Genomic DNA, 20487 nt, shown 5'->3' on the forward strand with positions numbered 1-20487 from the left:
AGACTGTCTCAGCCAATGCATTGTCGTATGAATCACCAGTGGTACCCACAGAAGCAATAACACCAGCCTCAGCCATTCTATCGGTATAGCGAATAGATAAATACTGAACGCCTCGATCACTATGATGAATGACGTCTTTAGGCCTATTTCTATCAGCTATCGCTTGATTTAACGCTGCCATCACCATATTAGTATTCATACGATTAGATATTTTCCAACCCACAATAGCACGGGCAAATACATCAATAATAAAAGCGGTATAAGCCCAGCCGCTCATGGTCTTGATATAAGTAAAGTCTGCAACCCACAGCTGGTTAGGAAGATGAGCATTAAAGTAACGATTGACTAGGTCACCTGCGCGCTTTTGGTCATCACGGCTGTTGGTGGTAATCTTGCCTTTACCACGCCAAATCCCTTGCAACTCATACTGAGTCATTAACTGCTCTACCGTACAACGAGCCACACGAATGCCATCTGCTTTCGTCTGCTGCCAGACTTTACGTACACCATAGCGGAAATTACTGTCCTGCCAGATGCGCTTAATCTCGCTAATATAGAAGTCATCATGCTGCTGGCGTAAAGAGCGCTTTGCTGGATTATTAGCTAAATACTTTTCACGGTAATAGGTTGATGGGGCAATCGGCAGCACTCTACAGAGTTGTTCGACCCCATAACTATCTTTATGGTCATCAATAAAATCGACCATCACTTTAGTGGTTCAGTATTGCTCCTCCTGAGTAACCTTGAGCTGAGTTCGCGTTCAAGATGTTCATTCTCTTTTATAATGTCCATGAATTCAGGATCATACTGCTTAGTGCCGATAAGCTTGCCTTCATTAGCTTTGTTCTCCCAATTGCATGGCTACTCCTTCCTACCTGCCGATCAGTCGCACTCAAGTTAGCGTTATTATCTGCTATCTTTTTGACAGCTTCTGCTTTGAATTCCGTACTGTAGTGTAGCTCCGCATTTGCTTGATCATTGTAAACTCCTTATCGAGTCGTTAGTTTACCAAGGTTATCTCTACGGTTTCTTCAGCATAGCTCATAACCTTCTACAAACGAAAGTCGAAGTACGGTAGTATTGAAGTGAACGTCGAGAATTTATTAAATAGTATGTAAGGATAAGCCACTGTGGCCATAACAATGCAAACGACTCTTGCTAGTTTGACAAAGAAAGACTGGATTAGTTCTCTACAACAACATTATTTAAGTACAGAAGGTCCATATGGCAATTCAGACATAATTAATTTGGATGTTACTCCAGCAGGCTTGGCAGAGGCGATAGGTATGAATGGATATTCCGATGAGGATATTCAAGATGCATTTATGTCAGTTTTTACTAGGAAATTAGTAAGAGATTTTTTATCAACTAAAGTACATGAGATTCAAGGAGCAAGAGCCTATAGTAATTTTCATTTTTTAATATTATCTTGCTTGGTGGCTGCTACTACTACTAATGCGGGAGATAGTAACCAATATCGAGAGCGACTAGGAGCTTTGCTAGATGATAATCAAGGTGCTGAGCAAGGTGTAAGCGGAATTAATAGTTTATGGTTGGCTTTATCAAAATGGATGGGTAGTCAAATCCAGCAAGGTAAGAGTTATAGAAAAATTATTTTGCCTAAAGATATAGGGAATATGACGGTTATTGGCTATGCCGTAAAGTTAGCTTATCCCTCTCGTGATGATCGAAAACAGCTAAAAAATATTTTAAAAAAGCTAAGCTATAGAGCATTCGAGAGTTCAACATCTTTATTGGTCGAGCTAGATGAAGATTATTATGGTGAATTACCACTATTGATGCAACGAGAATTATTTAACCTAAGAAAACTCTATGAAAGCAACCACGCCATAGAGAACCATTACTTTTGGCAGTTAATACTCAGTATTTTATCTGAGATTAATCGAGAAAATCCCAAAAACCACACTTTGTTGTGGTCGGTATCGGTCAGATTTGGTGGATGGGATGGTGATGAGCTAGAAGAGGTAGTTTTAGCAAAAGGAAATCGACGTCAAGATTTAGAAGTACCTTTTTGGCAAGGGGGTTTTTTACAATTCTTAGAAATGCATAGAATACCAAAACAAATTAAAGCTTTATTAGATAACGGCTGTATTATTCTATTAGAGCGTCATGGTGGTCTATGGACACAAGATGATAGAAAAGCTCATGCAGAAGATACAGCTATTATTCTAGCCAATAGCCCTGAAATTATTGAGCGGTTTCAATATCCTTGTAGCATTGCCGAAAGGTGGTGTTATTCTGAAAACATGCCATTACAAGAGGCCTTAAAGATAACTGGTGATCAAGGGGTAGCTGGGGAAAATACATCAGAAAAGGGATTGAAGTTTGAAGGAGGGATTCCAGTAGGACGTAATAAGTGGCTGGCACGTTCAGGATACTTACCCCATATCAAAATTGAATCCAATAGTAAATTTAGCACAAACCCAGCATTAAAGGTTCAAATTGAGAATGACATCGTTACAATCATTGATGATGACTTGATTGATAAAGAATGGCACTTAAAGCACACTGATAGTTATGATGAACTTACATTAAAAAGAATTCAATTTTTTAATAATGCACCACTCAATGACTCATGGCCACAAAGGAAAAGTGCGTTTGAGGCGTCGGTAGAACTTAATTATCAATTAGGTAATTCAATTGTTGAAACCCAAAATGTAATGTCAGTGGGTGTATTTCCTAATCGTCTGTGCGATGCATTAGAAGCACTATATGCTCGTGCACAATCATCTCGATCAGAGTCAGAGATTATTGCTATCTTACGAATAGTTTTACCTCAAAAACCTGAATTTAAATACATAGTTTGGGATGTGCTACGCTCTTTGGAGGAAGCAGGGTGGCTAGAGCAAGATTTTAGTTGCCGATGGCGGGGACGTGTTTGGCGTCTGCAAGCACCAAAGATTGTATTAACAGGTGGTTTAACCGCAATCGTAGAGGGTGCTATCGCTCATAAAGAACTAGAAATACTCAAAGTTGAAGCTATAAGACAGGGTATTGAAATACATATTAGTGCTCAGTTGGAGTGGGCAGTACCTGTTATAAGTTTGTATGGTGACAAAATTAAGAAATTAGCTGAAGAACTTCAGTGGAGTATTGAAATTGGTAAAAGCATTGTCGCAAAACCAGCCCCAAAATGTTGGCCAATAGAAAATAGAACCGTTATAGGGCGTCAATTATCGAGCATTTGGAAAGCTGAGCCAGGATTGTTTATTCCATTAAATCAAAATATATCCAACACTAAAATGTTGGTAAGGTTTACACGTGATGATGATAGGGATGTATACGCTATTGATGAAGAGCAGGGATTTGTTACGACGCAACGCAATATTGCAATTTTGGAGTATGCAAGACAAATTAAAAAACCGGTTTTTATATACAGTGATGGATTATTAAAACGACAGAGTTTAAATGGCCACTTGCCGTTACCAGTTGCTAAATGGTTACGACAATCAACGGGTCTGCAGTCCGGCCCTGCTCTCACATCAAAATATTCACAGTATCAATATGCTGTGGGTGAGGAACAGTTAAACACATTGCAAGCTATATTTGGGCTTGCTATTCAAGGTAACAATAAAATTAAACCAAAGAAACTTATTCTGGAAATTGCAAAGCAACGCAGTCGCGGTATCCGCGTAAGTTATATTTAAAAAGAGGAAAGATAAGTGTCAGAACAATGGTATTTTGGTGAGGTTGATTATACACCTCGACCTCAAACACGAATCAGTGGAATTGCAAAAGTAGATAATGGTAAATGGAAAAAACAAGTCTTGACTAGTGATTTAGCACCTGTCGGTAAAGTCTTCGCTCCTTCATTGTATGGCGTAGCTGAAAAACAATTCCTTATTTTTACTGCTAAATTAAATCCAAGAGTAAATGAGCACAACAGTTATTCATCCGATAAAGAGCATGATCATTATATTATTGAGGAGCGGAAAAAGCCTACAGTCGTTATTGATTACAGGCATATGAGTACAGAACGAATACGCTATAAGTTAGTAGAGTTTGGTTTGGGGAGTATTGATGCTATCGATGCAGAACCCAATGAAGTTATTGTTGCACTATCTGACACAGAATGTGCCATTGTCGAAGTCATGTCCCATCCTCGTAATGGTCGTTATGTGGCTAAGACAAGAAATGTGGAAGTTTATTCTTTTAATAGTGCAATCTTTGAAGGAGATGCTTTTGAAGGACAGTTTATAGAGATTCCTGATGTGACTGTTGGCGATTTCATTCGCGAAATAACATGGAAGCTAGACGTCGATATATTAAATGACTTATTGGATAAACTAAAAGATTATGATGAGTATCTAAAAACTACTACTAAACAGCAAAGGGCGGATTTAGTTAGTCTATTAGATCGTGCACTCAATATTACAGAACAAGAAGATTGGGCTGATATACATGAATGGTTGAAAGGGTATAAACAAAGAGTTGCTAGATCGCTAATAGAGCCAAGAGAAGTCATCAACACTTTATCAAACATGCAACCTTTTCAGCAGAAGTTGGAGATAGCACAACAAGCGGCAAGTAATGCCTACCGTCAAAAAATACAACCTATTATTGAACAAGAGATTAGGTCAGAGCTAGCAGACTTGCTATCACAACAAGAAAGCTTGAAACAAAATATACAGGAAAGACATGAGATATTAGAAAATCAAAAAGTCATTCAAGATGAGTTACAGCAAAAGATTTCAAGCTTGAATCAACAGTTAGTAGCAGAAATTGGCCATCTGAATCAAACACTTGGTGATATTAAAGAATTAGATAGTCAAGAAAATATATCCCTTGTAGATCGTCTCAAGCGAGCTCTGCATGATCAAGGAAAGTTAATTAACCCTACAGACACTACTTTCCCACCATGGTCGAGAGGATCAGGAAGAGATGATATTCCATATATCGATAATTCAGAGTTTGTTGCCAAACTTCAGGCATTCGAAGAGAAAGCAGCTATATCACAATCAGAGCTTAACCTATTTGATAGGGCTTTACGCTCAGGTGATTTTGTTCTTTTACCATCAATTTCAGCAGAAATTATCATACCTAAATACGCAGAGATTGTTACGGGTGGAGTGACTTTTCGAGAGAGTTTAGGTCCAAATATCTTAAATTTAGATGACTTATGGATGCAACCAAACCAAGGTACCAAGACTGGTTTTGCTAGAGCATGGTCAACGGCAGTAGCAAACCCAAATCAATATCATTTAGTTTGGCTTGATGGCTTACAACGGACGGCCATAGATTTATGGTTACCAAGTCTAACAAGTGTCATGTATAGCTCTGAGAGACCAAGTAATTTACTTGTTATGGCGACTATTGATGATAATTTCATTGATAAAGAGCGTCTGTGGTCAGAATTATCAAGATTTAGTACGCCACTTAAATTTGATAATCAAGTTGAGTATAACAAAAGGTTGTTACAACGGCTTTCAATTGTTCCAGAAAAATGTACACAACTTGCTTATCAAAAGGTATCTGTAGCTAGCGAGAACTACTCTGAAATGCTTGAAAAAGGTCAACTATGGCTGAAAGAGTTATTAGATAAATAAGAGGGTAATATGCTAGATCCAATAGGTGCTTACAATGATATTTTAGAGCTTTATCTTTCTTATTTAGATACAGTTTATCGATTACGCCGTGAAGATTTAAGTCAAGAAAGGCAACGCTTGTTACGACAACCAGGCAATTTAATGCCAGAACCTTTTATTGAGCCTATTTTACGCTATCAATCAACAAATATTCGATTGGAAGATTGTTTAGATGACGAGTGTCAGGATAACCCATTAAAGAAATTTAATCGTGAGCAACGCCGAGCTATCGTTGAAATGATGTTTTCTGGGTTGTTCCCTGGCAAACCAGCCACAGGTGAGTTATCACGACAGAGTGTATTTTTACCTTATGTTCATCAAGTGCAAATGCTGCAACGCGGTTTAAAGAGTGGGCATCCTGGTATTGTTGCATCTGGTACAGGTTCAGGTAAGACAGAGTCATTTTTATTGCCTATTTTGGCAGAATTGACGGCAGAAGCGACGCAATGGGGAACGCCCCCAGTAGATTATTTGCAAAACCAATGGTGGCGTGAAGGAAGTAGGTTTGAGTACCACCGCAAAGGTGAAGACAGTAATCGACCACAGGCAGTGCGTGCATTAATTTTGTATCCAATGAATGCACTAGTAGAAGATCAAATGGTGCGCTTACGCACTATGCTAGACTCGCCAGAGGCTATAGAAGTATTAGACAAAAGAGCCAATGGTAATCGGATATTTTTTGGCCGTTATACCAGTGCAAGTCCTGTTCCTGGCTATTTGAATCATCCAAGACGACAAGATGATGAAAAAGAGAAAACAGCTACTAAGCGCCGTTTAAAACGCACTAAGACCACGTTGTTGACATTGGCGAATGATCAAGAAAAAGCATTGGCGTATGATAGAAGTAATCCTGAGACTGATACAACACGTTATTTATTCCCATCTCTTACGGGGTCAGAGCTTATTACACGATGGGACATGCAAGAAACGCCACCGGATTTGCTGATTACTAATATTTCAATGCTGAACGCAATGCTGTCTAGAGAAGTTGATGCTCAAATCTTCGATAAGACTAAACAATGGCTTGAAACAGATCCTAAAGCTTACTTCTTCTTGGTTTTGGATGAGTTGCACTTAATACGCGGTTCAACAGGAACCGAAATGGCAGCTCTCATTCGTACTTTAATCAACCGACTGGGGTTGGATCGTACAGAGTATCGCCATAAGCTGCGTATACTAGCGTCTAGTGCTTCATTACCCTTGGATGGTACTGAAGGTGATCAAAGCTTGGGGTATCTTTATGACTTCTTTGGACCGTTTGGAACTTATGTAGATAGTCATAGTAAAGGAGCTAAAAAGCCTCAGGACTGGGCAGAAGCGGTTATTTCAGGCAATACGGATATACCCAAACCCATTACTCAACAATGTATAGATACTAGACCGTTTATAGCAGTGGTAGATTATCTAACACCAGATGGTCGCTATCTAGGTCAGCTAACGAATAAATTAGACAGAGATGAGCAATTAGAGAAACTACTAGATGCTTGCAAAACAGCCTTAGGATTGTCTCAATCTCAAGCAACCAGTGATATGGTGAATCAAGTTGCTGAGAGACTGGCAATAAGTTGTACAGATAAAGAGGGTAAAACCAAAGCTCGCTCAATATCAACGTTGGCAGAAAAGATTTTTGGTGAAAGTCGAGAGCATAAAGCTTTACGTGGTTTAATGATCCTCAGAGGGCTAGGAGATATAGAGGGGTCAGAGGCTATTTCCTTTAGGGAGCACCTATTTTTAAGAAGCTTGGAGGGTTTATTTGCCGCACCCATGATACAACAAGGTCGGCTTGTTTATGAAGGGATGTCGGTTGAGAGTGGTACTAGTCATATCCATACGTCTAAAGGTACCCAGCGGCTATTTGAATTATTTTTATGTGAGGGATGCAATACAGAGTTTATTGGAGGGTTACGTGGAAAAGCTTCTCGTAATAACTCAAGATCGCCAATTGAAATTCTCCCTCAAACGCAGGACCTTGAAAAACTTCCAGAGTTTGGCGTTGGTTCTGGGATTGAAGATCTCAGTCACGAGGAATTTGTTCTATTTTGGCCCTCTATAGCTTCAGCCAAACGAGGTGACAATGACAAAGAATCGTGGGTGCCTGTGTCGTTAGATCCATATAATGGTCAGTTACGTTCAACTCGTCCAACTAACCCTGCGGATTTTATCTCAGGAAAATTCTTCGACATGATTAATGTATCTGATAAAGATAAACAACGTAAGAAGACTGCAGCACCAAATTGCTGCCCTGCGTGTGGGGCTGATTATTCACGTCGTAGTGAGCAATATCGTAAATCACCTATTCGTAGTTTTCGTACTGGTTTTGCTAAAACATCGCAGTTACTAGCCACTGAAGTTCTTGAGTTGCTTAAACAAGCTGGTAATAGTCCCAAAGTGATTGCGTTTTCTGATAGTCGTCAAGATGCGGCTAAAACAGCCATTGATATTGAACGTCATCACCATAATGATACTCGCCGTAGGATTCTGGTGGATGCATTAATCAATAGTGCATTTGTTGAGGATATCGAAACTCTAAAAGCCCGGCGAGAAGAAGCAGAAAAGAAAGGGGACTATGATTTAGCAGATGAAATTGATAACAAGATAAAGAAAATTCAAAGAAATCAGTTAAGTCCTGATCGTATCCCATTAGCAGCAATTTTAGAGACAAATGAAAAAGGTATTATCGAGACAGGTTTTAAGGCTCAGCCACTGCTTGCGGGGATGACTGCTATAGGTGTGCACCCTACAGATGACACCGGCGTAGAAAAAATTAATCACAATGAGTGGTTTAGTTATTTTGAAGAGAAGCAGGACGGAACAATCTATTGGGATGACAAGATTGACGGTACGAAAACTACAGATGCAAAAAATGCAGTGGCGAAAGCACAACAAACTTTGATTGAAGATGTTATTTTTGCGCGTAACTATTTTGCTTTGGAAGAAACAGGAATCGGTTACGCTTGTTTTGAAGCTCAACATCAACAGAACTCAGATGAGCTTAATGCGATTTTAAGGGTTTTTGCAGATAATTATCGTGTATTAGCCAATAAATGGGTGAATCAGGACTCAATTAAAGAGTGGGTAAGCGGTTATTCTATAAGTAGTAGAAGAGTGAAGCATTTTCTACAAGCCTCTGGCATCAGTGAAGATAAAATGACTGATATTTTAAAAGAAATGGAAAAGCTTAATCATCGAGGTGGCATTATACGAATCGAAAGTTTATATATTCAACTTGCTAAACCTCAAGATCCAGTTTATGAATGTACCACATGTAATAGAGCTCATTTACATCGTGGTACAGGGATATGTACGCGTTGTCACCAACCTTTGCCTACTGAACCTAATCTCAAATCACAACAGCTTAGAGAACGCAACTACATATCTAAACGATTAGATAAAGCCTTTGCAGATGATCAGTCTATATTTAGATTGCGTTGCGAGGAGTTGACAGGTCAAACAAGATCGCCCGCAGAGCGATTACGGCGCTTTCGGGGTATTTCGATTGATGATAACAGCAATCCAATCAAGGAAAAAGCTCAAGAAATTGATTTGCTTTCAGTTACTACAACAATGGAAGTTGGTATTGATATCGGTGCATTACAAGCTGTATACCAAGCTAATATGCCTCCCCAACGTTTTAATTATCAACAGCGTGTAGGACGTGCTGGACGACGTAAACAAGCATTTTCTTTAGCAATGACATTATGCCGCGGCCGTAGTCATGATATGCACTATTTTCGCCATCCTGAAGCAATCACAGGAGATGCTCCACCACCGCCTTTCTTAACAGTAGAGCACATAGATATTAGCTTGCGTTTATTGAGAAAATCTTGGCTAACAGAAGCTTTCAAACGATTAAGAGAGGAAGATGATAGCAATTATCCAGGTGATAATATGAAATCTGATATACATGGAGAGTTTATACTAACGACTGACTACTACGACGAAGTCAAAGACTGGAAGCAACGCTTAACAACTGCACTTAAGCAGACCCAGTCAATCGCTGAAAAACTAGCCAATACTCTAGGTCAGGGGGTAGTAAATCGAGAGCAAGATCTTTTAACTTACTTAACAACTGATAAACTGATCGATGAGATCGATGTCTTAGAAAAAGAAGGTAGCAATCGTGAAATGGGACTGGCGCAATTCTTAGCTGAGAACGGATTATTACCAATGTTTGGCATGCCGACCAGAGTAAGAAACCTATATTTGAATTTAGAGTCAGTTGGTGAAAATGAGTCTGAATGGGATTCTGTCGATCGCGAAATTGATATCGCTATTTATGAGTTTTCTCCAGGACAAGTGGTGATTCGAGATAAACAAATTCATGAAAGTATCGGGTTTACTGATCAATTAGGTTTTGTCCAGCTAAGGCGTGGTGGTGCTAAACTCATTCCTGAGCCTAAAGAAGAGTGGTGGAATGATAAAGTGAGCATTGCTGACTGCCCTACTTGTGGTGCACTAAAGCTACTTGCCCAAAGTGATGATGGAGTCAAATGTGACGACTGTAAACACAAGATACCCCAAGAAGCTTTTAGTGTCTACTATTCACCTAGTGCATTTAGAACTGATTTTCGACCGCGAGTGTCTGACGGCACTGAGCCTCCTCGTCCTATGATAAGACGGGAAACTGGAGCGATTATTGCACCTATGCAGATGGAAAAAGTTGTAGGGACAAACTTATCACTTGCAACTGGTAAAGAAGCTTATATTATCAGAAGAAATAGAGGGGTTTTAGATGTAGATGGAAACCCTAAAAGCTACGAGATGGTTCACAGAATTCAGAATAAGGTATATTGCCAAGGAAATTCTAGATTAAATATTGATAAGGTTCCAAATCAAGCAATATTATTAGATAAAGCTCAAAAACATTCAAAGCCTTGGCAAGTACAACCAGAATTACCTGAAGTACAAGAAGTAAAGCTGTTTTCAAAAAAGCGAACAGATGCTCTAAACCTTAGCATGTTGTCAATCGCCGATGGTTTATCTATGGATAGACTGGGACCTAAATTAGAACGCTCAGGGACAAGCTTAAGGGCTGCGGCTATTAGTGCGACACAGCTTATAGTTCAGAGGGCTTCTCTAGCTTTAGATATATCACCAGATGAGTTCGAACCTCTTGAGCCTAGACTTCGTGAAGAGAGACCAATCTTGCAGATAGCTGATACATTGGTAAATGGCGCTGGTTTCTGTCAAAGATTAACAAAAAATATAAAGGGAAAATCACCTCTAATCGTAGAACTTATAGACTCAATATTAAATGATTTATCAGACCCTATGGTGGGCAGTTTTTTTGAAAGTAAACATCGTGAGGAATGTCAGCGCTCTTGCTACCGTTGTATTCAACGCTATGGTAATAGGGGATACCATGGTCTACTAGATTGGCGATTAGGACTCAGTTTTTTAAGATGTTTATTTGATCCTACACACCGAGTGGGTTTAGATGGAGATTTCACGAAGTATTCTGAGCTTAAAGATTGGCCTGAGCTTGCTAAAATTGCTGCACAGGATATCAAGCGTCTAGATCCGCATAAACGAGATATTATCAGTGCAGGTCCATTAAACCTTCCGGTTGTATTACATAACTCCAGTGGGCCTAGCTCTGAAGCATTTGTTATTGTCCATCCTTTTTGGGATGTAGTGGATATGAGTGCAGAACTAAAGCAAACTGTCGATTCCTTAGATTCTAGCTACTCTATAATGTTCATTGATACCTTTGAAACGAATCGTAGATTAATGAGTGCTATTGAAAATGTTAGGTCTAAATAAAAAAAGATAGTGATTTGAAATACAAAGATTCTATAAATAGAAACCCCAAGACTTATTAGGGCGATTAGCATCAAACTGCTGATCCAACACGTTTGTGTAAACCATTTTATTATGGTTTGAGTCCATGGTGACTTTAAAACGTTTGTGGCGACGGCATTTGATGCCATGTTCTTCTCTAATACGTCTGACCATGTACAAGCTAATGTCATGGCTGGGGTATGCTGTTAAATCCCTAGAACCAAACTTGGAAGATTTTAATCAAGCGGCGTTGCAATAAAACTCATGATAAACCTATCTAGGTGATTTCATCCCCAAATCCTTTTGAATTATAGTTTGATTGTATTCAAGCTCAATATAGAGCTTGTAAGACTCGACCAAACCTTATCAGGTTATTATTTTAGTAAGTAATTTTAGAAAAAATTATTTAACTTAGTTGATGTGGAGTTAAACAAATGTACTTACCATACTATAATTTCCGTTTTCTGTACTGACCCCTATTAAAAAAGGAATTCTTATGAAAAAGCTTGCGGCTTATCTTTATTTTGCCTTGGCTTGTATCTCTACCTCTCATGCTGAAACCATCGCTGGTTACAGCTTTGAAAAATACCCTGCTAAAATTTATAACGGTAAACAAGCACCTTTAAAATTAGGTGACTGGAGCTCTTTTCGTACTCGTCTGAAAGAAGCTCATAAAGATGGTGAAATTAACTTCGCGGGTAACTATATCGTGACAACCTGGGGCTGTGGTACAAGCTGTGTGTCAGGGGCTATGATTGATAAACGTACTGGCAAAGTATACGATATCCCACTGGGTGAAACTGAGGACAGTGTCACCCCTTATGAAAGTGGCGCAGAATGCTTCGCAGACGGAGCGGAACTCGATGACAACGAGCGTTTGGCTTTCTATCCAAATAGCCGCTTATTTATAAGCCGCAATTGTGAAGGCGAGAAAGTCAACGAAACCACCGGTAAACAACTTATCACCTATTATGTCAACATTTGGGATGAAAAGACCAAGACATTCAAACTAAAAAAGGTTCAGCAATCTAAACTCGTTAAAGTAGACTACAGTCAATTTTAAACTAGCTTTTTTTCTGTATTTACCTTTTAAAGCCAAGTTTTTAGCCTAAACTTGGCTCATACTACCCTCTACCTTTTTTAGAGGTCTTAGTTTGGGCTATCTTGACCAAAAAATAAACCATCTCGACGTTGTAGTGGCACACTAAATTTGAGCTGTATCTAAGAGAAGATCTGCTGCCCACAAAAAAGCCAGACAACCTAAGCTATCTGGCTTTAAAATTTGAACGACTTATCTGTGATTGTTTTCCCGCCACAAGGCATGCTCACATACTTCACAGCACCAACTGTCTTTTGCCCGCATGTACGGAATGTCTGCCGGTATCTGTAGAGGACACACATAACCACAGTATTCGCATCGCACATCATCTAAATAAGCAAAACACTCACCGATTGTCTCGAAAAATAATTGAGGGCTAATCTCATACTTCTCACAGATGGTTTCGACATGTGCGATATAATCACCTTTATTATCGTATGCCCAGTAATCCTCACAGATTTTTAGATCGCGTGCGTTCTGCGTCATATTCGGCTGAAGCTTTACACTCATCATGTTCTCCTCAGTAGCCGACATATTCAGAGTGCGGTAATAGCTCATAAAGCTTGCTCTGAAGCTGACAACGCATATCCTCAACCACATAACCAAAACTTGCATCCAAGCGCTTCTGCACCCATACCCGCATCGCCATATCATTATCAAAGCAGTGTTTCACTCCTAAGAAGCGTGCGAGTTGATGACCAGATGAAATATACAACTCACGCATCAATGCATTAGCAATAAGGTTTGCATCTATACTGATTGCACCATCAGGTTTAAACTCACCAAACAGCTCCTCATAATTGATGATTTTCATTGTGACGTCTCCTTGTCAGTTTGTGCATTCGTGATTAGTGCTTCAGCTCCAGAGCTATTCGATGCACCTGTTAACTTCTCCTTACTCGCTAAGAGCAAGTTATCCATCGCTGAGCCATCTTGACGGGTAATATCAGGGACATAGCGGCTGTAGACCCGAAACAACATCTCCGTACTACTGTGACCCATTTGCCGAGCTATCCATTCAGGATTCTCACCAGCAGCGAGCCAGAGAGTCGCTGCGGTATGTCGAGTCTGATAAGCACGCCGATGTTTCAAACCGAGTAGGGCAAGCGTGGGTTTCCATACCCGTCTATTCACATTACGGTACTCCATGGGATTGCCCTGTGAGTTGCAGAATACGAACTCTGACTTACCATAGGTGCGTGCTTTCTGCTCTAGCAAAGCATCGTAGACCAACTGCGATATCGCAATATCACGCTGTGAGCCTAATGTCTTTGTTGGACCCATCTCACCATTCACTAATGCCTCTCTTATACTGATCTCACGGCGATCAAAGTTAATGCAGTCCCACTTCAGCCCATCTATTTCACTGGTACGCATTCCTGTAAAGAAGCGAATGGTGTAGTAAGGCTTATAGTCAGCGCGTACATATTTTAAAATCAGCCATACCTCAGCCAGCGTAAAAGGATTTACATCAGGACGAGCCTGCTTGAGATTCTTAATATTTTTATAAGGCATCTCAAACTCATGGCGATCTGACGCTTCTTCTAGTATCATACGAAGAAGTATCATGATCTGATTGATTCGTGCTACTGACAGACTTGACTGACCATCTTTACCGTAACGAACTTTGGCGAGGGAGCTACGGAAGGTCAGTAAGTCTGGTTTTTTTATGGCATGTACCGCTTTACCACCAAACTCAGGTAATAAATACTTATTCAAAATAATCTGTGTCTTTTGCCGATAGCTCGGCCGCCATTCAATCTTCCTCTCCTCAAAAAACGTTTCCGAAAACTCCCTAAAGGTCGGATTGCGACTGATACAAGCTTCGGCTCTATTAGCCAGTGCCATCATCTCCTGTGCCCGTTCACTTTTTGGAAAGTAAGCAGCGTAGTCGAAGATGCCTAGGGTTATTTCAGCTTCCATTTTTTCGATAATTTTAGCCAACTTCTTTCGATTAGCTGGAGTGTCTGTGAGATTAGTCGTCTCACGGCAACGCATATTCATATATCGAAAATCTACGAATAGCTTGCCACGTCTCGATCTTATTGACGCCATTATTTGACTCCTTGTTTAATAAAACTTATTGTAAAGCCATACCGTTAATGGCACTCATAACCGGCTTGCACATATCCTCTTCGATACGCTCCCAAACGTACAAAATCTTGCGACCGCCAAAAGGACGAATGTAATGGATGTTTTCAATCAAAACAGTGTCCTTAAGTTGGTTACGAATAGTACGTGCATCGTATTTGATACGATCGGCTAATTCTTGAGTAGTGAGATAAGTCTGTGACATAATAGTTCTCCAGTCAGTATTAAATGGTTTTTAATAAACACTTTGTTGTTGCCAACGAGTACTGTATTATCAGAAAAGTAGTCATTGGCAAGTACTTTTTACTTACCAATAAGGAATTTATTGTGATTTCATGTAACTTACCGGTTCTTTTGGCAGAAAGAAGGTTGCGTGTGGCAGATTTAGTGAGAATGACAGATATTAGTAAATCGACGCTGCATAGGATCTATAATGATGATACGACTAGAATTGAGTTCGATACTTTGAGTAAGCTATGTAATGTATTAGAAGTAACGCCAGGAGATATTTTGAAGTATGTTCCAGATGAACTTAACAAAGGGAACTCTTTAGAAGAGCAGTAGATTGACTATCGTGATAACCTTTGATAGGGAGTTTCTAGCTAAAGGTCTACTAGAGACAAAAGATACTTACGAGGCTTAATAATTTTCTATTGTTAGGTTGTAGTCATCATTTTTTAAGTGATGATTAGCTTTGAATACTATGAATCTTAAATACATTTCCAATAAATGAGGCGTCTAAAAAACACGTTCTTTGCTGAATTGAGGTTGGGTTCAAAATTATCATAGTGCCAAATTTACTAGGTTAGGTGTCATGATGGTTTTTTAGCGAAAAATAGCTAAGTTGTGGTCAGTTATGTGTGTGAGGTTTTAGGGCAGGGCACAGTTTGGGCATCAAATGGGCACCACACCGAAAACGAGCTTTTTGACTGAGTAGATAAACTTAACTATATTCAAAAAGATATTTCGATAAATCTTCTACAAACCCCGAAAATTGGACAAAAAAAAAGCCTCACTGTTAAGTGAGGCTTTTTAAGTATTTGGAGCGGGAAAAGAGATTCGAACTCTCGACCCCAACCTTGGCAAGGTTATGCTCTACCACTGAGCTATTCCCGCTGAATCATCATTTAAGTAACATCAGATGATGAAGGCGTATTATACGCAGTTTTTTTGGTGTGTCAACACTCATGATGAAAAAAAATAAAGTTAATAAAATAGGCATGTCTTCTAGCCATGAATTTATGTTATAACGGTTTATTATGATATGTATTCCAAAATATTTGTATTACATAAATAAGCAGGGATGCACTTTATAATTTAACCTTAATCACATTCACAATTTTCAATACTTACAAAGATAAGTTACAAGGATAAAAAATGAGTCAACAATATACCATCGCCGATTACTTGTTTGATCGTGTCGCAGAAGCAGGCGCCTCTGAAATATTTGGCGTGCCTGGCGATTTTAATTTGTCTTTTTTAGATAATATTATTGCCTCTGACAAATTACGCTGGGTAGGTAACACCAATGAGTTAAATGCAGGATACGCAGCAGACGGTTATGCGCGCGAGCGCGGGTTCGCAGCGATGGTGACGACTTTTGGGGTAGGCGAGCTATCAGCAATCAATGCGACGGCAGGCTCTTTTGCTGAGTATGCGCCAGTATTGCATATCGTAGGCGCACCCAGTACCGCACTACAAGATGCCAAACGTCGAATCCATCATTCATTGGGTGATGGCGTATTCAATCATTTTATAAAAATGGTCGAGCCTGTGACTGTTGCTCGTGCACAAATCACACCGGAAAATGCCGCATCAGAAATTGATAGAGTGATTCGCTTAATTCTCAAAAAACACCGCCCTGGTTACTTGATGTTATCACCTGATGTGGCACGACAGCCCATTTATCCGCCGTCTACCAAACTGATTGATAGTGAAGAAAATATCACCAGCCAAGCCGCTTTAGCCGATTTTAAACAGGCGCTGATCGAATTTTTGCCAAACAAAACCACGACTTTAATGGCAGATTTAATGGTGCATCGTTTGGGGCTACAAAATCAGCTAAAATCACTCATTGCCGATACTGAAATTCCTTATACAACGCTGTCATGGGGCAAAACGTTACTCGATGAAAACAGTGAGCGCTGGGCAGGGACTTATGCTGGTGTGGCGTCACGTCCAATCGTCAAAGACGCGGTAGAAAACTGCGAATGCTTGATAAAAATTGGCGTGCAATATACCGATACCACGACCGCAGGTTTTAGCCAAGATATCGATGACGATGTCGTGGTTGATTTGCATTATGAGCGTGCGTCTATCAGCGGTCAGAACTTTGCACCGATTTCTCTAAAAGATGCCTTGCAAACCTTACACGAAGTACTGACCTCAGGCATTAAGATCGTACCTAAACAATTCTGCAAAGAAGTGAAGCCGCACGAGCAAAACGGCAAAGATGATGAAGCGATCAGACAGGATGACCTTTGGCATATTATTGCGGATCGCTTAGACCATAATAATTTGGTATTTGCTGAGCAAGGGACGGCCTATTTTGGTATCAGTGATGTCCGCCTGCCAGAAGGCGTGACCTGCTACGGACAGCCGATGTGGGGTTCAATCGGCTATACTTTGCCTGCCAGTTTGGGTGCGGCCATTGCATCGCCACACAAGCGGAGTGTGTTACTGATTGGCGATGGCTCAGCCTTGTTGACCATTCAAGAATTGGCCGTAATGTTCCAAGAGCGCATCAACCCTGTCATTGTCCTTGTTAATAATGATGGCTATACCGTTGAGCGGGCGATTCATGGTGAAAACCAACGCTACAATGATATTCCTAAATGTGATTGGCAGTCGATGCCAAAAGCGTTTGGTGGCAACGATGACAATACGTTGCTGCTCAAGGTTGAAACTGCTGGCGAGTTAAAAGCAGCCTTGCTAAAAGCCGCTGATACCACAGATAAAATGGTGCTGATAGAAGTGATAGCAGGCAAACAAGATATTCCACCATTACTGGCCGATATCGCTGCTGCATTAAAGCCAAAAGCAGATTAAGAGTAGGTAATTGGCTTTTATCACAAAAATAAAAGACCCCATTTGGTTTCACGACTGAATGGGTTTTTTTTCGAGCATTTTTGTGATTTTGGTTAATTAAGCAAAAAGATTCTTTATAAGCTGTCTCTTTTACATCGATTTTTTAAAGATAATATCTCTAAATTTGATTGTAAATGTTATTCTTAAAGCCAATTTTAGAACGCGCATGGATCTTTTAAACATAGATTAAAAATCATATTGCCGCTTTGCTTAAGGCTGCTTATTGTTATATTTTTTGTGCCGAGCGCTCGCAAAATAACCTTAGCGTCACCAAAATCACTCAACGTATCATAACTTATAAAAATAGGGCTTAAAAAAGATGGATACCTTAAATATCCTGTATCTGGTAGGGGCATTGTTGATTTTTGCCAGTATCATGGCAAGTACATTATCAGCGCGACTGGGCGTACCATTATTACTATTGTTTTTGATGGTGGGGATGTTGGCAGGCGAACAGGGTATCTTGGGTATTGAGTTTTCCCAATATGCGCTTGCCAATTTTGTCGGTCAAGCAGCCTTAGCTTGTATCTTGTTAGACGGTGGTTTGCGTACGTCTTTTAAGTCGTTTCGAGTCGGTCTGAAACCAGCAATAACTCTAGCAACTTGGGGTGTATTGGTCACGGTAATGGTGCTTGGCGTGTTCGTTACTTGGTTGCTCGATGTCGATTGGCGTTTTGGTTTGTTGATGGCAGCCATTGTAGGTTCGACTGACGCAGCTGCGGTATTTTCGCTATTGCGCAATGGTGGCGTCAAGCTCAATGACCGCGTCCAAGCCACACTCGAATTAGAATCGGGTGGCAACGATCCATTGGCTATTTTATTGGTCACGGGACTGATTGCGTTAAATGTTGATCCCGCAGGTCAGACAGCGCTTGGTTTTTTAATTTTGCTGTTGCAGCAGCTGGGTGTTGGTCTAGGGATGGGCGTGCTTTTCGGCTATCTGCTGGCGCGATTATTGCCCAAATTGCATTTGGCAGAGGGTATGTATGCTATTTTGATACTGTCTGCTGGCTTGGCGGTTTTTGCGGCCACCAACTTGCTGGGCGGCAGTGGCTTTTTGGCCGTTTATCTCACAGGTGTGCTGATTGGCAATCATAAAGTGCGCTCTACTGAGCATGTCATGCGCGTGATGGATAGCTTTGCGTGGTTATCACAAGCGGTGCTCTTTGTGGTACTTGGATTATTGGTCACTCCATCGAACGTCATCAATGTTTGGCATTATTCTGTAGCGATTGCGGCCTTTATGATTTTGGTCGCCCGTCCTATCGCTGTCTATACCAGTGTCAAGCCATTTAAATTCAAAGACAGAGAGATTGGGTTTATTTCTTGGGTCGGCTTACGCGGGGCTGTGCCGATTACTCTTGCCATGTTGCCAGTGATGGCGGGGATAGATAACGCCTTTATGCTGTTCGATATCGCTTTTGGTGTGGTGGTCTTGTCGTTAATTTTGCAAGGAACGACCATTCCGTTTATGGCCAATCTATTTAAAGTACGCATTCCGAATAATAAAGATCCAAAAGAAGAGAATGAAGTTTGGGTGTCGGACAAGGCGAGTATTACCTTGTATGAGTTTGAAGTTCAAGCAGGTGCGTTTGCTATTGGCCGCCATCCAATGGACATCTCTCGGCGCATCAGCCCTGACGAAATCAGTGTTTTTGCGTTGGTACGTGCTCAACAGATCGTAGTGGTTGATGAAGATACCAAGCTAAAATATGGCGATAGCGTCTGGTACGCCATGCGCGGCAACCATGCCAGTAAAATCGCCAAGATATTTAATGACACGACGCTCGACCGTAAAGTTATCGATGACTTTTATGGTGATTGGCTGCTGTCACCGAGTGTGAAGCTTGGTGATTTGCCGTTTTTTACCGGAATTATGGAATCCGACTCGCTTGTAGAGAATTTGAAGTCGAAAGACGAAGACGGCTCAAAAAGTATGTGGGAACAAACGGTCGCTGAGTATGTGACAGGTAGCTTAGATACAGCTCCAGTTTCAGGCGATATGGTTGAGATAAATGATGAGTGGTCGTTGATTATTAAAGAGGTAGATGAGAAAGGCAAGTTAAGAACCATTGGCCTAAAACATCAAGACGTACCAGTAGCGGTATAATGTAAATATAGTCGATCCTAAATGAAAGAAGTAAAACAAACCCTTTATAGACATGCAATGCTATAAAGGGTTTCTGATTTAACGATCATTATAAAGGTAAGTTATTACCACATTAAATCATCTGGAATGACATAAGCAGCATAAGGATCGTCTTCTGCTAACGTCTCTTCTGAGGTATCGTTAGACACAACCATGAAGCCTCCCATTTTTGTATCGATACGATCTGCCAGCGGGCGAGGGAGTAGCGCATAGCCTGTTTCCAATCGCGCAATCACCACATGACCGACGACAATTTGGTCATAGAGTTTTTGAGTAATTGCAATTTTTTTGACTTTAGCATTATCGACGAATTGATAGCTGACGTCGCCATCTGTATCGGTAATCTGATGCTGCTTAATCATTTGCACAATGTTGGCTTTGAGCATTTTTTCTTCTAAAACACGCTGCTTTTCTTGATTAAGCTTTTGATCTTTCTCTAGCTTTTTTGCTTGGGCTTCTGCCAACGCTTTTTTGGCTTCCATACTTTCTGAATCGCCAGTGCGCTTGGCATGCTGCGCTTGCTTACTGATTTTATTGGCTTTTTTACTATCCACCAATCCCGCTTTTAATAACTGAGCCTGTAGGGCATTCTTTGCCATAATTCTCTCACCTAAATAACGATGCTTTCATCGTAAATGCTAAAAAAGACATTGTAGCAAACTATACTGAGTGAT

At 40.4% G+C, this 20487-nt stretch carries 12 protein-coding genes, 1 tRNA gene and 2 pseudogenes; 7 read left to right on the plus strand and 8 right to left on the minus strand.

Going from position 1 to position 20487, the window contains the following annotated elements; all coding sequences use genetic code 11:
* A pseudogene (locus M917_RS11810) lies at positions 1-715 on the minus strand (IS3 family transposase); the annotation flags it as partial.
* Positions 716-1130: 415 nt separating this feature from the next.
* Here M917_RS11810 and M917_RS11815 point away from each other — a divergent pair.
* The 3 genes from M917_RS11815 to M917_RS11825 are packed head-to-tail and all read left to right on the plus strand — an operon-like array spanning position 1131 to position 11369.
* Positions 1131-3668, plus strand: a complete 2538-nt coding sequence (locus M917_RS11815; RefSeq protein WP_021815090.1) for a hypothetical protein — start codon at positions 1131-1133, stop codon at positions 3666-3668.
* A 15-nt stretch (positions 3669-3683) separates the two neighbouring features.
* Positions 3684-5567, plus strand: coding sequence for a hypothetical protein (locus M917_RS11820; protein WP_021815091.1), 1884 nt, complete (start codon positions 3684-3686; stop codon positions 5565-5567).
* Between the two features lie 9 nt (positions 5568-5576).
* A complete protein-coding gene (locus M917_RS11825) occupies positions 5577-11369 on the plus strand; it encodes a DEAD/DEAH box helicase (RefSeq protein ID WP_021815092.1) in 5793 nt (1930 codons plus the stop codon).
* Between the two features lie 45 nt (positions 11370-11414).
* Here the strand turns inward: M917_RS11825 and M917_RS14160 are convergent.
* Positions 11415-11579: pseudogene (locus M917_RS14160) on the minus strand (IS3-like element ISPar1 family transposase); the annotation flags it as partial.
* Positions 11580-11883: 304 nt separating this feature from the next.
* Here M917_RS14160 and M917_RS13795 point away from each other — a divergent pair.
* Positions 11884-12450 carry a hypothetical protein gene (locus tag M917_RS13795; RefSeq protein WP_021815094.1) on the plus strand — a complete coding sequence of 189 codons (567 nt, stop codon included), beginning with the start codon at positions 11884-11886 and terminating at the stop codon, positions 12448-12450.
* 228 nt (positions 12451-12678) lie between these two features.
* Here the strand turns inward: M917_RS13795 and M917_RS11840 are convergent, their stop codons facing one another.
* The 4 genes from M917_RS11840 to M917_RS11855 are packed head-to-tail and all read right to left on the minus strand — an operon-like array spanning position 12679 to position 14782.
* Entirely contained in the window at positions 12679-12996 is a 318-nt protein-coding gene (locus tag M917_RS11840) for a hypothetical protein (protein ID WP_040642790.1), read from the minus strand.
* A gap of 10 nt (positions 12997-13006) precedes the next feature.
* Positions 13007-13300, minus strand: a complete 294-nt coding sequence (locus M917_RS11845; RefSeq protein ID WP_021815095.1) for a hypothetical protein — start codon at positions 13298-13300, stop codon at positions 13007-13009.
* Positions 13297-14541: an Arm DNA-binding domain-containing protein gene (locus M917_RS11850; RefSeq protein WP_040642792.1), complete on the minus strand. Its 1245-nt coding sequence runs from the start codon at positions 14539-14541 to the stop codon at positions 13297-13299. The genes M917_RS11845 and M917_RS11850 overlap by 4 nt, the downstream gene beginning before the upstream one ends.
* A 25-nt stretch (positions 14542-14566) precedes the next feature.
* Positions 14567-14782 (minus strand): hypothetical protein, encoded by a 216-nt coding sequence (locus M917_RS11855; RefSeq protein ID WP_021815097.1) that lies wholly within the window; start codon positions 14780-14782, stop codon positions 14567-14569.
* 188 nt (positions 14783-14970) lie between these two features.
* Between M917_RS11855 and M917_RS14545 the strand changes: the two genes are divergently transcribed.
* Complete coding sequence (locus M917_RS14545) at positions 14971-15141, plus strand: helix-turn-helix domain-containing protein (protein ID WP_264629469.1); 171 nt, start codon at positions 14971-14973, stop codon at positions 15139-15141.
* A gap of 477 nt (positions 15142-15618) precedes the next feature.
* On the opposite strand, the gene M917_RS11865 is transcribed toward M917_RS14545, so the two are convergent.
* A tRNA-Gly gene (locus M917_RS11865) sits at positions 15619-15693 on the minus strand.
* A 261-nt stretch (positions 15694-15954) separates the two neighbouring features.
* Between M917_RS11865 and M917_RS11870 the strand changes: the two genes are divergently transcribed.
* Together M917_RS11870 and M917_RS11875 are read left to right on the plus strand one after the other, a co-directional pair.
* Positions 15955-17625 (plus strand): alpha-keto acid decarboxylase family protein, encoded by a 1671-nt coding sequence (locus M917_RS11870; protein ID WP_021815098.1) that lies wholly within the window; start codon positions 15955-15957, stop codon positions 17623-17625.
* A gap of 358 nt (positions 17626-17983) precedes the next feature.
* A complete protein-coding gene (locus M917_RS11875; protein ID WP_021815099.1) occupies positions 17984-19774 on the plus strand; it encodes a potassium/proton antiporter in 1791 nt (596 codons plus the stop codon).
* 104 nt (positions 19775-19878) lie between these two features.
* Here the strand turns inward: M917_RS11875 and M917_RS11880 are convergent, their stop codons facing one another.
* On the minus strand, positions 19879-20412 hold the full coding sequence (locus tag M917_RS11880; protein ID WP_021815100.1) for a DUF2058 domain-containing protein: 534 nt from the start codon (positions 20410-20412) through the stop codon (positions 19879-19881).
* Positions 20413-20487 lie beyond the last annotated feature (75 nt).

This window comes from Psychrobacter aquaticus CMS 56, from assembly GCF_000471625.1.
Classification (GTDB): Bacteria; Pseudomonadota; Gammaproteobacteria; order Pseudomonadales; family Moraxellaceae; genus Psychrobacter; species Psychrobacter aquaticus.